Here is a 13721-nt window from a genome sequence, read left to right on the forward strand (position 1 = left end):
TGGTTCGATTGGCAGGCTGCGGTATCGACCGGTCATTGCGTCCGGGGGTTGCTTTTACCAAGATTACACCCTGATGATCCGCCATTCCACCGAGAAATCCAGCGTTCTTGCCGCCCCGGTCCGCTGTGAGCCACGCGCCTGCACCCCTTCAAGAGTGTCCAGCGCCATGTCATTCGCGGATTGGGAGGTCAGTTCCGGTATTCGCCTGCCAGCCTGAGCGACTTGAATCTCGCGCAGAGCGGCAAGACGGTCTGACGGCGGCATCACGGGCATGGGTATCGCCGCGGAAAAGCTGCAAGCATCGGTTCCGCGACCATCATTCTGCGCAACATATTTAGAAACCTCCACAAAATTGGACATCTGAGTGGTCCAACGCCTCACCCTTTAAGGAGCTTCAACTCGTCATGCAGCTGTAGAGGAAGGACCAGCTCTTTCGACCGTCGAGATGTTTCTTCCCGGATTGTTTCTGGCAATCCGACCACTTGGTCTGATCCTTGGCCCATTCCTTCTGCGCAACATCCCATTGCTTCCTTGTCCAGGTCTCGACTTCCGCAGCGGTCGAGGCGGGAGCGGCCTTGGTTTTGTGAGTAGCGGCTTGAGATGTCGCTGTTTGGGCGTTGGCGATTCCTGCGAAGGCGACCACGGCCACGGCTGCAGCAACGATATGAATTTTGCGGATTTTCATCGACTTTCCTGATCCTGTTTGCGATTGGGCCCTTGCGAGGTCAACTCGCGCTAAGCCGCTTCTTCGCCGTCAACTCGCGCGCGGATGACCCTGGCGCGGACGAGCGCGGCCAGAACATCGAGCTCCGCACCAAATTGCTCGCCGTCTTTCTCCGCCACGGAAAAGTTGTGCGAACCGCCGGCTCGCGGTTGAAACGAGACCTGGAACGAATTCTCCGACGTTGGCCGCCAGGCTGGTACCCCGCCTTCACAAACCGGAGGTCACAGAGCGGTTCTGCGTTGTTCACGTCGTCGTCTCCTGTATTCGTTGCGGCCGACCGGTGGCGGGATGCCGCTCACCGCAGGCCTAGTGACGGTCCCGGAGCTGATCCAAGGTGGATTCTTTCCCGAAAGCGTTCTCCACTGATTTCTTCAAGCTTTGGACCGCGCCGCGGATGGCCTGATCCATGGTCGTTTCCTGCTGCATCACGACGATGGGCTCACGGCCATCGCGACGCGCCTCGATCTTGCAGCATTTGTCGTCGTGGCCGGGCTTGTTGCCGATGGAATCGCTGAGGTGCACATCGACCCGCCTGATGCGGTCGCCGAAACGGTCCAGCGCGGTTTGGACGACCGTTTTCACGTGGTCTGAAAACTGCTCGCTACCCTGGATATTGCCGTCTGTTCTGACTTCGATCAGCATTGTCGGCTCCGTTATTTTATCGCTGGAACGCCCTCCGGCCGTTTGACGGGGCGTCCAATGCTTGCTTCTCCGGTCGGGAGATTGTCACGCGTGCTGTGCAACAATAGGCGCGACGCCGAGCGCCCGCGTGAGCAATAGTGCACACTTGGCCCGCATCGCAGGTGGGTTGCGTCAATTTGATCCATCGCAAGCGTCAGACCGCCCCCGAGCCGGCAGGTTCGGTTCACGGAGTTTCCCGTTACCTTTCGCCGTGCTATTTTTCAGATACGGATTTCGACAATTCGCTTAGTGGGAAACGCTGATGCTGAACCCTCTTCCCCGCCCGACCGGCCGCCCCATCACGCGAGGATCGATGACCGCCGGTCTCGGGGCGACATTGGCCGCGATGACCGCCGGGTGGCCCCTGGAGGCGGCGGCCCAGCCGTCCGGATCCTCAACCGGGATGTGCTGCCGGCCGTTGCCTGAGGGCGGCGGAAAAGCATGAGGCCAGGGCGCGCCATGAAACCGAGGTCCCTTGTTCGCTGGCTGTGGATCATCGGCGGCGCCGTGCTGTTGACGGCGACGGCGGCATCCGCCGCCGATATACACACGTGATGATCTCGGCCGGCTTTTACGGGGTGTATTCCGAGCTCGGTCCGGCGTTCGAGCGCGCGAGCGGTCACCATCTGGTCACGACGCGCGGTCCATCGATGGGCGATTCTCCGGAGGCCATTCCCACGCGGTTGGCGCAGGGCGAACCCGCGGATGTCGTGATACTGGATGGAGGAGCCGCCGACGCGCTCGGCCGGCAAGGACTGGTGCGCGTCGACAGCAAGGTCAATCTCGCGCGCTCGCTGATCGGCATGGTCGTGCGCGCCGGCGCCGCAAAGCCGGACATCGCCAGCGTCGAGGCTTTTCGGAGCACGCTGCTGGCGGCAACGTCCATCGCGTATTCGGACAGCGGCAGCGGCACCTATCTGTCGACCAAATTGTTCCCCGGCCTCGGCGTCGCGGAGGAGATCGCGGGCAAGACCCGCAAGGTGCGAGGACCTCCGTCCGGCGAGCCGGTGGCGGCGGTTGTCGCGCGTGGCGAAGCGGAGATCGGCTTCCAGCAGGTCAGCGAACTGATCCATGTCCCCGGAATCAGCTTCGTCGGCACGATTCCGGCCGAACTCCAGCCCACGATTTTTTTCGCGGGTGCGCTCACGAGTTCAGTCCGGCAGGCCGAGGCGGCCAGCGCCCTGCTCGGCTTCCTCGCATCATCGCAGGCGGCGCCAGTGATCGCCAAGGCCGGGCTGCTGCCACTCCCGGAACGATAGCGTGCGCAATCGCATCATTCCGAATTTGCCCGGAACGATCAGGGCATGGCCAGCTTGATGGTCCGGTCGTCGCTACCGACCAGACGATCTCGAGCCATCGACTCGATCATCGGCCAGTTTTGCCGCAGGAATGTGGTGGCGTCCGAAATGCTGGCCGCCTGCACCTTGACGCTGCAAGCCTGTCTTCCGCCATTGTTGGTTATTTGAAAATGGAACGTGTAGGCTGTGGTCGCGGCGTCGTCGTCAGCCGGCCGGCGTTCGCGGCGCATTTGGTGTCCCCCTTTGGTGCGTCGAACCGGGACACTCTAAATTCACGATTTGGCTTTTCGTGCGGCGCGTTGATGGCAACTTTTCCGGCGCCGACGCCGGATCAATGTTTCGCCTTGGGCGACGAAGCGAATGCATTCTTCACGACCGCCGAGAACTTCGCCCAGCTGCAAGTCAGCGAATTATCCTCGCAATGCGCCGATTTCGATCGATCGACCGGCCGTTTTCCGGGTAAGGAAGCCGGGCTTTTCGGCACCAATGCCATCGGTGGCCCGACGGGCCGACGCGCGCTGTCAATATCAGCCTGGAGCGCTTCGTTCTGTTTTCTAGTCAGTTCAGCCGACATGGCCTCTCGCCGCAGCGCATCGAGGAAGCCCATATATTCGCGATCGATCTGCTTGCGCTCTTCTGCTGTCGGGTTCGGGCCGGCAATGTCGAAATTCCGGTTCTGCATGAAGTCGTAGTAGGTATAGCCTCCGCCCGCTTTTCGCCGCCCTGCGAACCGCGCGTTGCAGCCCGCCGTTCGAGCACCGCGCTCGTCGTTCGAGGGCGCTTTGGCCTGCTCCTGTTCGACGCACTCTTCAAAATCCCGCGCAGACTGAGGCGGCGAGCCGCCAAAACCCAGCCACCAGACGCCGAGCGCAAGCAAAGCCAGCACAAGGGACGCGACGAGACGCGTTTTGGTGCCCCCGCTCAGAAAACGGTACATGCGCTAGAATCCCCCACCGAATTTGTACACTACGTGCAGCAAATGCGGGTTTTTGCGGGCAAGCATCCCTCGATGTAGCAACGCGGCCACAGTCAGGCGCATTTTTTATCGCGCAAGACTCTCGCCATGATTGGGCACAGATTGTCGAACAGAGTTGGATCGTTGCGTACAAGAGGATTGTGGTCATGCGATCAGTAAAGGCTATTGCAAAATTGGCGTCGGCAGCGGCGATCGTCGGTTCACTATTTGCGTTCGGCTGGGTCAGCCTTGCGCTGCTCGGGCATTGAGGGTGAACTGGTGCGGCGCGAGCCGCACCAGCGCGGTTTGAAGCGAGGCGGCGGCGGTTCGCGTCAGGAAAGCGCGTCAAATCAAGGATCTGGAGCACAGTTTCGATTCCATCGAAGCGGAAAAGGCTCTAGTGCTAGATCGCCTTGTTACTTTCTTGATTGCAACACTGTTCAAGTGATCACGATGATTGCGAAATGCACTGTATTGGTCCTTGCCGCGCTGACGCTCGCCAATTGTTGTGCGTTGGGAAACGGTTGTGCTCCGGTATCTTCCGCGGCGCCGACCGCGTGGGACGGCCTCGGCTCTGCTCCGACGGACGACATGCAGCCGGTTGATCCTCCGCCCGGGAAGCATGCGCGGGCGAAGAAAGAAATCATCCTCGGCCCACTCGGCGCTGCGGCGGCCGAGAGAACCAATAAGGTTCAACCGAAGGACCAATGGGAAAAAGACCAGGCCGCGGATCAAGACGACGAGAGCAAGCTGAAGCGTAAGCTTATCATCTGCAGCACCTGCTAGCCCGCTGGCCCGCCCGCGACGACGCGATGCAAACCCGGCTGCGGCTTCTGATGTTGAACGGGGATGTCCTGCGGGCGGTGGGCTGAAGGCGGCAAGCGCGCGTATCGCGGTGAAGGCCGCGGATGTTGGCTTCGGCGCGCCTGAACGTTTTTTTGGCAGCTGCCCGCTTCGCCGGCAGCAGACCCCTACCCAAAGCCAATCCTTGAGCTGTTTCAGGCACTTGGGCTTGTGATTCTCCGAGCAAGCGGGGGCAGAGCCTTTCGTTTCCGGCTTGTCGCCATCGTGAATGAACCAATACCCGTTCGGGGACTTGGCTCTGCAAGCGGGTTGAATTGCAACTGATGGAACATTCATGGCGAGCCAGCATTCAGACGGCGTTCAAATCGATCGGATCCATACCGGTGCAATCTGCCGGGAGATCGGCGAGCGGCTGCGTACCACTGCCACGGGGTATCCGGATCAGCCGCCGCTGCATCTTCTTGGTCTGATGGAACGATTCGACAGCGTTGAACGCGGCGACGCGCCCTTCAAGGTTCGATGAGGATGGACGCGTAATGAAAGACTTTTCGAACGCATCATTCCCACCTGAAACGCTAAGCGTCATGAAAAACGCCCTGGACGCGGCGGTCGCCTCGCTGCCTGAGCCGGTCAGCTCCGCGCATGTGCTGTCCCTGGCCGAAACCATCCTTCGCACGGCCAAGGAAGGCGAGAGAGATCCAGCAGCGTTGCAAAGAATGGCGCTCATGGAACTTCAGATCTCGCCCCGTCATTGATGAGGACACGTAAGCCAGCGCGATCAGGCGCGTCCGCTAGACGTGCTGCCCCGCGGCGTAGCCCGACGACCAGGCCCATTGAAAGTTGAAGCCGCCGAGCCAGCCGGTGACATCGACGACCTCGCCGATGAAATAGAGCCCGGGGACGGACCTTGCTTCCAAGGTCTTCGAGGAGAGCTCCGACGTATCGACGCCGCCGAGCGTCACTTCCGCGGTCCGGTAACCTTCGGTGCCGTTCGGCCTGACGCGCCACTGCTTGACCGCGGCGGTAACCTTCGCAAGCCACGCGTCGGAGCAATCGGCGATCCGTTCCGGACCGCCGATCGTATCGGCGATGGCGCGGGCCAGCCGCTTCGGAATGAAGCCGGCGAGCGCGGTCGCCATCTCCTGCCGGGGATGCTCCGCGCGCAACTTCTTGAGTCCGGCCAGGAGATCGATCCCCGGGGCCATATCGACGACGATGTCCTGTCCCTCGCGCCAATAGGACGATATCTGCAGAACGGCCGGACCGCTCAAGCCACGATGCGTGAACAGCAACGCCTCATCGAAACTGACTTTCCCGCAGCTCACGATCGCATCGACCGAAACACCCGCGAGATCACCGAATTGCTTAAGCAGCGCGGCGTCGAAGGTCAAAGGCACCAGCGCCGGGCGCGGCGGCACGATTTTCAGGCCGAATTGCCCGGCGATCTTGTAGCCGAATCCGCTCGATCCCATCTTGGGAATGGAAGGACCGCCGGTGGCGACCACCAGCGAGCGAGAGCGAAACTCGCCCTGGTCTGACAAGACGGCAAAGCCATCTTCGTCCTTCGAAACCGCCGAGATACGCGCGCCCGGACGCAGCTCGGCATGGGCCTTGCGGCACTCCTCCAGCAGCATGTCGACGATCTGCCGCGACGAGCCGTCGCAGAACAATTGCCCGCGCGTCTTCTCGTGCCATGCGATGCCGTATCTCTCGACGAGCGCGATGAAATCGCGCTGGGTATAGCCGCTCAGGGCCGAACGACAGAACTGCGGATTGTTCGAGAGGAAGTTCGCCGGGCTCGTGTGCAAATTCGTGAAATTGCACCGCCCGCCGCCGGAGATGCGGATCTTCTCGGCCGGATGCCGCGATTGTTCCAGCAGCAACACCGAGCGCCCGCGCTGGCCGGCGATAGCGGCGCACATCAGGCCGGCGGCGCCGGCGCCGAGGATGATGACGTCGTGGAAATTCGCTAAGGGATGGCCGGCCTTCGTCATTCGACCAGCAGCACGTCCACCGCCACCGCGAGCTTCTGCTTGCGCGATCCGACGATGATGCCGTCCACTGGCGAGACATCGGAGAAATCGCGCCCCACGGCGAGGATGATGTGGTCGTTCTCGACCAAAATGTCATTGGTCGGGTCGAAGCCGACCCAGCCGAGTCCCTCGCCACACCACAGCGAGACCCAGGCGTGGGTCGCGTCCGCGCCCTGCAGGCGCGGCTTGCCCGGCGGCGGGATGGTGCGCAGATAGCCCGAGACATAGGCCGCCGGCAGTCCGAGGCCGCGCAGCCCCGCGATCATCACATGGGCAAAATCCTGGCACACGCCGTGGCGCTTTTCGAAGACTTCCTTGAGCGGCGTGGAGATCACCGTCGCCTTCGGATCGTATTTGAATTCGGTGCGGATGCGGTGCATCAGCTCGACCGCGCCGGCAAGGATTCCGCAGCCCGGCGCGAAGCTCGCGGCGGCGTAGGCGGTGACCGGCCGCTGCACCGGCACCAGCGGACTTGCAAAGACGTAGCCGATAGGAGATTCCGGGCCGAGGCTGGTGGCCTCGAAAGCCACGTCGCGGACGCTTTCCCAAGTCGGACTTGGCGCGGCGCGGCCGGGCGCCTGGCGGGACACCGAAACCCGCGACCTCGAATCGATGCGCAGGTTGCGATGCGCGGTTTCGATCAGGATGCTCTCGGTATGGGTGCCGAAAAAGTCGCGCCGGACCGTGCGGTCGGCGGGCTTGGGGCGGATATCGACGCTGTGGGAGACCAGTTCTTGTCCGTCGCCGCTGCGCGGCTCCAGCCGCAACGAGCAGCGGGCGAAACTGACCGGGCTTTCGTAAGCGTAGCTCGTGACGTGACGGATGTCGTAGATCACGCCAGCCCCGTCAGCTTCTCGGGCCGGCTGGCATTGGGCCCATGCGGGAAATAGTGCGATCCGATGGCGTCGGCGAGGTTGAGCAGATCCTGCTCCAGCGAAAACAGCGTCTTGGTATCGAGGCTGGCGGCTTCCGCCGTCGTCAGCATCGCCTGCAGCGCGACCGCGAGCCGCTGCGGCCGTTCGATCAATCCTCCCTCTTTCAGGGTCGGCAGGCTCGCGATGTGGTCGTTCAGCGCCGCGACCTGGAACGCGACCGAGCGCGGATTATAGGGATCGAGAACCACGAGATCGCGCACCGGCGCCAGCAGCGGGCCGACCAGATAGCGCGAGCGATAGGTGATCTGGCAATCCACCAGCGTCAGCAGAATGTCGAGATCCTCGCCGCCGGCTTCGTCATAGGCGAACTGGCGGGCGAACCGCACGGTGTTGATGGCGCGCTCGGCCCGGCGGCCCATCTCGAGAAAGCGCCAGCCGGCGGCGCGGTTCATGTTTTCCTGCGCCAGGCCCGCGAAGCTCGCGAGCTCCTGCAGCGTCAGTTCGGCGGCGCTGACCACGCCGTCGTCGTCTTCAACCTCCTGTGCAAGGCGTTCAACCATTTCGGTAATGACCTGCCAGGCATCGGGCGAAAGCCGTTCGCGCAACGACGTCGCGGTTCGCTGCGCCGCCCGAACCAGCGACAAAGCCGAGCCGAATTTGTCTTCAGCCTGAAGCGCTTCCGCGGCAACCTTCGCAGGCTGGGTCCGCGAGCTCTGCGAGGTCGCGCCCCATGTTACCAGTAGCCGCTGGATCCGCTCCAGCGCGTGCAGCACGGGCGACGACCCCTTGCCGGGATCGCGCTGCGAGGTCCCGAGCGCCCGCACCAGCCGCAGCGTCGCTTCCGCGCGCTCCAGATAGCGGCCGAGCCAGAACAGATTGTCGGCGGCGCGGCTGGGCACCCAGCCGGCGATCCGCCTGATCCGCACCGTGTCCACGGCCGGCAGCAGCGTGCTCGCCGGTACCGCCTTGTCGGAGACCACCCAGACATCCGCCGCCCGCGCCCCGTCTCCCATCGACACCGCGCGCGCATCGGTCTGCTCGGCGATCCGGCAGAAGCCGCCGGGCATGATGGTCCAGCCGTTGGGCGTGGCGGCGGCGAACACCCGCAGCACGAACGGACGCGGCATGATCCGCCCATGATCCCACACCGGCACGGTCGACAGCCGCACCAGTTCCTGGCCGACATAGTCGATGCCGCGATCGTTGATCGCGCCTCTGAGTCGCTCGCGGTCGGCCGCCGACAGCTCGCCGGCGAGCACGGGTCCGCTGCCGGGAAAACCGGGAACGCCCCTGCCGTAAGCGCCTTCGATCGCGACCTCGTCGAGCCGCGACAGCACCTCGTCGCGGGCGGCCTTCTGGCCGCACCACCAGGTCGCGATATTCGGCATCTTCAGATCTTCGCCCAGGAGACGACGGCTCAGGCTGGGCAGGAAGCCGAGCAGCGCCCTCGCCTCCATCACGCCCGAACCCGGCATGTTGGCGACGACGACGCCGTTCTTGCGCAGCACGTCAATCAGGCCGGGCACGCCGAGCTGGGAAGAGGCATCCAGCTCCAGCGGATCGAGAAAATTGGAATCCACCCGGCGCAGCAGCACGTCGAGCCGCTTCAGGCCGGCGACGGTGCGGATGTGGATGCGGTCGCCGCTGACCGCGAGATCGTCGCCCTCGACCAACAGGAAGCCGAGATAGCGCGCCAGCGTGGCGTGCTCAAAATAGGTTTCGCTGAACTGGCCGGGCGTCAACAGCCCGATGCGCGGCTCGTCGCGGTCAGCACTGGCACGCAGCGAATCGCGGAACGCCTCGAAGAACGGCGCGACCCGTTCAACGTTCATCGACTTGTAGAGCGAGGTGAAGGCGCGCGACAGCACCAGCCGGTTTTCCAGCGCGTAGCCGGCGCCCGAGGGCGCCTGGGTGCGGTCGCCGAGCACCCACCAGCGCCCGTCGGGGCCGCGGCCGACATCGGCGGCGTAAAGACTGAGATAGCGGCCGCCCGGCGGTTTGACGCCGCAGACCGCGCGCAGATATTCGGCGCTGCCGGCAATGGCGGCGGCGGGAATTGCGCCCTCTGCCACCAGGCGGCCCTCGCCGTAAAGATCGCTCAGCACCAGTTCCAGCAATTCGGCGCGCTGGACGATGCCGGCGGTCAATTGCTGCCAATCGGCCTCGTCGATCAGAAGCGGCAGATGGCTCAACGGCCACAGCCGGTCGGAGGTCTCGCCGGGCGCGCGATAGGTAACGCCGGCTTCCCGTAGGTGCCGGTCGGCCGAGCCGAAACGCCGGTCGATTTCGCCCGGGCTTAATGCTGCGAAGGCATCGAAGAACCGGTTCCAGACCGCCCGCGGCGCCCCATCCTGCGCGATATATTCGTCGGGAATTCCCGGCAGGCGTGCATAGTCCCGCATCCATTGCGCCACGCGCCGGTTGGCCGGACGGACCCTGCTGCCCTGACTGCTTTCCCGGCCGCCTTCCTGGCCGTCCTGTCCCGCCATCCCAACTCTCCCGCTGGGCTTATTCAATGCAGGAGCGGCGTCCTCAAGTCGAGGGTCAAAGGAAACTCAATTGTGCGTTCCTCGCGCGGCGGATCGATCTTGCCGGGCGTGTGGCCATGGTCCTGAAACCGGGCCAGCCGCCGCGCCTCGGCCTCATAGGAATTGACCGGTTTGGTCTCGTAATTGCGTCCGCCGGGATGGGCGACGTAATAGACGCAGCCGCCCAGTGATCGGCCGTTCCAGGTATCAATCAAGTCAAACGTCAGCGGTGCGTGGACCGGGATGGTCGGATGCAGTCCTGACGCCGGCTGCCATGCCTTGAAGCGGACGGCGGCGACCGCTTCGCCGGAGCGGCCGGTTTCCGTCATCGGCATCCGCCTTCCGTTGCAGGTAATGACATGACGGCCTTCGACGAAGCCGGTCGCCTTGACCTGCAACCGCTCCACCGAAGAGTCGACATAGCGCACGGTGCCGCCGGCGGAGCCCTCCTCGCCGAGAACGTGCCAGGGCTCCAGAGCCTGACGCACTTCCAGCGAGACACCGCCATGGTGGACCCGGCCGAACGCCGGAAAGCGAAATTCGAGCTGCGCTGCGTACCAGTCCGGCGAGAAATCGTAGCCGGACTGCCTCAGTTCGCTGAGCACATCCAGAAAATCCTCCCAGAGGAAATGCGGCAGCATGAAGCGATCATGCAGCGTGGTGCCCCAGCGCACGAACTTGCCTTGCTGCGGCTCGCGCCAGAGTTTTGCGATCAGCGCCCGGATCAGCAATTGCTGCGCGAGGCTCATGCGCGGATCGGGCGGCATTTCCAGCGCGCGGAATTCGACCAGTCCCAGCCGGCCCGTGGCGCTGTCGGGGGAATAGAGTTTGTCGATGCAGATCTCGGCGCGGTGGGTATTGCCGGTGATATCGACCAGGATGTGCCGGAACAGCCGGTCTACCAGCCACAGCGGCGCCTTGATATCAGGCGGCGGCACGTGGGCCAGCGCGATCTCCAGCTCATAGAGGCCGTCATGGCGCGCCTCGTCGATGCGCGGCGCCTGGCTGGTGGGACCGATGAACATCCCCGAAAACAGATAGGACAGCGAGGGATGCCGCTGCCAATATAGCACCAGGCTCTTGAGCAGATCGGGACGGCGCAGGAACGGCGAGTCTGCCGGCGTGCTGCCGCCGACCACGACGTGATTGCCGCCGCCGGTACCGGTGTGCCGGCCGTCGACCAGGAAGCGATTGGCGCCTAACCGGACCTGTGCGGCGTCTTCGTACAGGCCGAAGGTGATGTCGACGGCGTCCCGCCAGCTCTTCGCCGGCTGGATGTTGATCTCGATGACGCCGGGATCGGGCGTCACCTTGATCACCTCGACCCGTGGGTCGAACGGCGGCGGATAGCCCTCGACATGCACCTGCATCTGCATCTCTTCGGCGCTGGCCTCCACCGCCGAGATCAGTTCCAGATAATCCTCGAGCTTCTCCACCGGCGGCATGAAGGCGCACAGCACGCCGTCGCGGATCTCGATCGACATCGCGGTGCGCACGCCGCCGCCCTTGAGCTGCTGCTCCTGCACCTCCTGCTGCGGCGCGGCCTCGGCCGGCGTCGCGTCGTAGACCGGCAGTTCCCCGCGCGGCTCCAGCGGATCCTGCTCGACGGTGTAGGGATATTCGTCGGCGGGGATATGCGGCAGCGACGCGATCGGCAGCCGCAGGCCCAGCGGGGAATCGCCGGGCGTCAGGAACAGATTGCCGCGGCGCAGCTTCCAGCGTTCGCTCTTCCAGCGCGAGGACTTGCTTGCATCGGCATTCCAGCGCTGGATCGGCAGCACGAATCCTTTGGGTGTGTTGAGGCCGGTATCGAATACCCGCGCCATGCGCGCGCGCTCCTCGGGATCGGACAGCTTGGAATCGCTGGGATCGACATTGGGCGGCAGGCCCGCTTCCTTCTGCAGCCAGTGGCTGGGGTCCTCATACGCCGGCAGCACATATTCGGCATCGACGCCGAGTTTGGCCGCGGTGCTTTCCGCGAAGCGCGCGGCGTCGTCGATCCGCGCCCGGTGCGGCCCCTCGACAGCGGCGATCAGGTCGGAGTTCTTCCAGATCGGCACGCCGTCCTTGCGCCAATACAGGCCGAACGCCCAACGCGGCAGGCTTTCACCGGGATACCACTTGCCCTGCCCGTAATGTAACAGGCCGCCCGGCGCGAACCGCGTCCGAAGCTTGCGGATGAGATCATCGGCAAGGCCGCGCTTGGTCGGGCCGACCGCGGAGATATTCCACTCCGGCGACTCCAGGTCATCGACCGAAACGAAAGTCGGCTCCCCGCCCATGGTCAGGCGAACGTCGCCTTCCCTGAGATCGGCATCGACCCGCTCCCCTAACCGGTCGAGGCGCGCCCAGGAATCGTCGGAGAAAGGTTTTGTAATTCGAGGGGCTTCGCGGATGCGCTTGACGTTCATCTCGAAGGCGAATTCGACTTGCGCGAATCCGACCGCGCCTGAGATCGGCGCCGCCGTGCGGTAATGCGGCGTGGCGGCGACGGGAATATGCCCCTCGCCGGTCAGCATGCCCGAGGTGACGTCGAACCCGATCCAGCCGGCGCCGGGAAGGTAGACCTCGGCCCAGGCGTGCAAATCGGTAAAATCGTTCTCGACCTCGCGCGGCCCCTCGACCGGATCGATATCGGGGCGCAACTGGATCAGGTAGCCCGAGACGAAACGGGCGGCGAGCCCGAGATGCCGCAGGGTCTGGATCAACAGCCACGCGGAATCGCGGCACGATCCGGCGCCGGAGGCCAGCGTCTCTTCCGGCGTCTGAACGCCCGGCTCCATCCGGATGATATAACGAATCCTTTTCTGCAGTTGCGCGTTGAGATCGACCAGGAAGTTGACCGTGCTGGACGCTTCGCGCGGAATCTCCTCCAGATATTTCGCAAGCAGCGGTCCAGGCTCGATGGTTGCCAGATAAGGCGCGAGTTCGGTGTTGAGATCGGCGGTATAGGCGAACGGAAAACTGTCGGCGTAGGGCTCGACGAAGAAGTCGAAGGGATTGATCACGGTCATCTGCGCCGTGAAATCGACCTCGATCTTGAGTTCCGTGGCCTTTTCCGGGAAGACATAGCGCGCCAGCCAATTGCCCTGCGGATCCTGCTGCCAGTTCACGAAATGGTTCGCTGGCAAGACCTTGAGCGAATAGCTGAGGATCGGCGTACGCGTGTGCGGCGCCGGGCGCAGCCGGATGGTTTGCGGGCCGAGATCGATCGGTCGGTCGTATTTGTAGTGCGTAACGTGATGTAGTGCGACGAAGATCGACAAAGTTGGGTTGCTCCAGCAGCTTTTTTAAGCAGAACACTGGTTCCCGGTGGGATCAAGCACTAACAACGGGCAGCAATTGCCTATGGGAAGTGCGTGAGTGAGGGCGAATGGCGAATAGGGGTTCCATTCCCTATTCGCTATTCGACCACTTACATCGTAGCCCCAAGCACCCATGGCGCGAATTCGGCGCCGCCGAAGTCAAAGCTCTCGCTCTTGGTCGGCTGTCCCGAGGCGGTCTTCAGTATCAGGTCGAAGATGCGCTGGCCGCATTGCTGCACGGTTTCCTCGCCGTCGAGGATGGTGCCGCAGTTGACGTCCATGTCGTCTTCCATGCGCTTGTACATCGGCGTATTGGTCGCAAGTTTGATGGAGGGCGCGGGCTTGCAGCCGAACACGCTGCCGCGCCCCGTCGTGAAGCAGACGAGGTTGGCGCCGCCGGCCACCTGCCCGGTCGCCGCGACCGGGTCGTAGCCGGGCGTGTCCATGAAGACAAAACCCTTCTTTGTCACAGGCTCGGCATAGTTCAGGACGTCGACGAGGTTGGTGCTGCCGGCTTT

Annotated in this window: 13 protein-coding genes and 1 pseudogene; 4 read left to right on the forward strand and 10 right to left on the reverse strand. The window is 63.7% G+C overall.

Annotated elements, in window-relative coordinates; translation table 11 throughout:
• Nucleotides 1-63 precede the first annotated feature (63 nt).
• The 3 genes from QZ213_RS04640 to QZ213_RS04650 all read right to left on the reverse strand — a co-directional run bounded on the left by QZ213_RS04640 (nt 64) and on the right by QZ213_RS04650 (nt 1366).
• Entirely contained in the window at nt 64-360 is a 297-nt protein-coding gene (locus QZ213_RS04640) for a hypothetical protein (protein WP_291684882.1), read from the reverse strand.
• A gap of 34 nt (nt 361-394) precedes the next feature.
• Nucleotides 395-685 (reverse strand): hypothetical protein, encoded by a 291-nt coding sequence (locus QZ213_RS04645; protein ID WP_291684883.1) that lies wholly within the window; start codon nt 683-685, stop codon nt 395-397.
• Between the two features lie 345 nt (nt 686-1030).
• Entirely contained in the window at nt 1031-1366 is a 336-nt protein-coding gene (locus QZ213_RS04650; protein WP_291684884.1) for an HPF/RaiA family ribosome-associated protein, read from the reverse strand.
• A gap of 593 nt (nt 1367-1959) precedes the next feature.
• Here QZ213_RS04650 and QZ213_RS04655 point away from each other — a divergent pair.
• Nucleotides 1960-2664: a substrate-binding domain-containing protein gene (locus QZ213_RS04655; RefSeq protein ID WP_291684885.1), complete on the forward strand. Its 705-nt coding sequence runs from the start codon at nt 1960-1962 to the stop codon at nt 2662-2664.
• Nucleotides 2665-2702: 38 nt separating this feature from the next.
• Here the strand turns inward: QZ213_RS04655 and QZ213_RS04660 are convergent, their stop codons facing one another.
• Together QZ213_RS04660 and QZ213_RS04665 are read right to left on the reverse strand one after the other, a co-directional pair.
• Complete coding sequence (locus QZ213_RS04660; RefSeq protein WP_291684886.1) at nt 2703-2933, reverse strand: hypothetical protein; 231 nt, start codon at nt 2931-2933, stop codon at nt 2703-2705.
• Between the two features lie 101 nt (nt 2934-3034).
• Complete coding sequence (locus QZ213_RS04665; protein ID WP_291684887.1) at nt 3035-3640, reverse strand: hypothetical protein; 606 nt, start codon at nt 3638-3640, stop codon at nt 3035-3037.
• A gap of 462 nt (nt 3641-4102) precedes the next feature.
• Between QZ213_RS04665 and QZ213_RS04670 the strand changes: the two genes are divergently transcribed.
• The 3 genes from QZ213_RS04670 to QZ213_RS04680 all read left to right on the forward strand — a co-directional run bounded on the left by QZ213_RS04670 (nt 4103) and on the right by QZ213_RS04680 (nt 5217).
• A complete protein-coding gene (locus QZ213_RS04670; RefSeq protein WP_291684888.1) occupies nt 4103-4444 on the forward strand; it encodes a hypothetical protein in 342 nt (113 codons plus the stop codon).
• A gap of 352 nt (nt 4445-4796) precedes the next feature.
• Nucleotides 4797-4985 carry a hypothetical protein gene (locus QZ213_RS04675; RefSeq protein WP_291684889.1) on the forward strand — a complete coding sequence of 63 codons (189 nt, stop codon included), beginning with the start codon at nt 4797-4799 and terminating at the stop codon, nt 4983-4985.
• 13 nt (nt 4986-4998) lie between these two features.
• On the forward strand, nt 4999-5217 hold the full coding sequence (locus QZ213_RS04680; RefSeq protein WP_291684890.1) for a hypothetical protein: 219 nt from the start codon (nt 4999-5001) through the stop codon (nt 5215-5217).
• Between the two features lie 36 nt (nt 5218-5253).
• Here QZ213_RS04680 and QZ213_RS04685 read toward each other — a convergent pair whose 3' ends face one another.
• The 5 genes and pseudogenes from QZ213_RS04685 to QZ213_RS04705 all read right to left on the reverse strand — a co-directional run.
• The gene (locus tag QZ213_RS04685) at nt 5254-6456 is read right to left on the reverse strand and encodes an NAD(P)/FAD-dependent oxidoreductase (protein WP_291684891.1); all 1203 of its coding nucleotides are present in this window, start codon (nt 6454-6456) and stop codon (nt 5254-5256) included.
• Nucleotides 6453-7331 carry a transglutaminase family protein gene (locus QZ213_RS04690; RefSeq protein ID WP_291684892.1) on the reverse strand — a complete coding sequence of 293 codons (879 nt, stop codon included), beginning with the start codon at nt 7329-7331 and terminating at the stop codon, nt 6453-6455. Before QZ213_RS04690 ends, QZ213_RS04685 begins: the two co-directional genes overlap by 4 nt.
• Nucleotides 7328-9772, reverse strand: coding sequence for a circularly permuted type 2 ATP-grasp protein (locus QZ213_RS04695; RefSeq protein WP_291684896.1), 2445 nt, complete (start codon nt 9770-9772; stop codon nt 7328-7330). The genes QZ213_RS04690 and QZ213_RS04695 overlap by 4 nt, the downstream gene beginning before the upstream one ends.
• Nucleotides 9773-9882: 110 nt before the next feature.
• Nucleotides 9883-13164 carry a transglutaminase family protein gene (locus QZ213_RS04700; RefSeq protein ID WP_291684893.1) on the reverse strand — a complete coding sequence of 1094 codons (3282 nt, stop codon included), beginning with the start codon at nt 13162-13164 and terminating at the stop codon, nt 9883-9885.
• Nucleotides 13165-13313: 149 nt separating this feature from the next.
• Nucleotides 13314-13721, reverse strand: a pseudogene (locus QZ213_RS04705) (UxaA family hydrolase); the annotation flags it as partial.

Origin of the sequence: Bradyrhizobium sp. (genome assembly GCF_017881085.1) — a bacterium.
Lineage (GTDB): Bacteria > Pseudomonadota > Alphaproteobacteria > Rhizobiales > Xanthobacteraceae > Bradyrhizobium.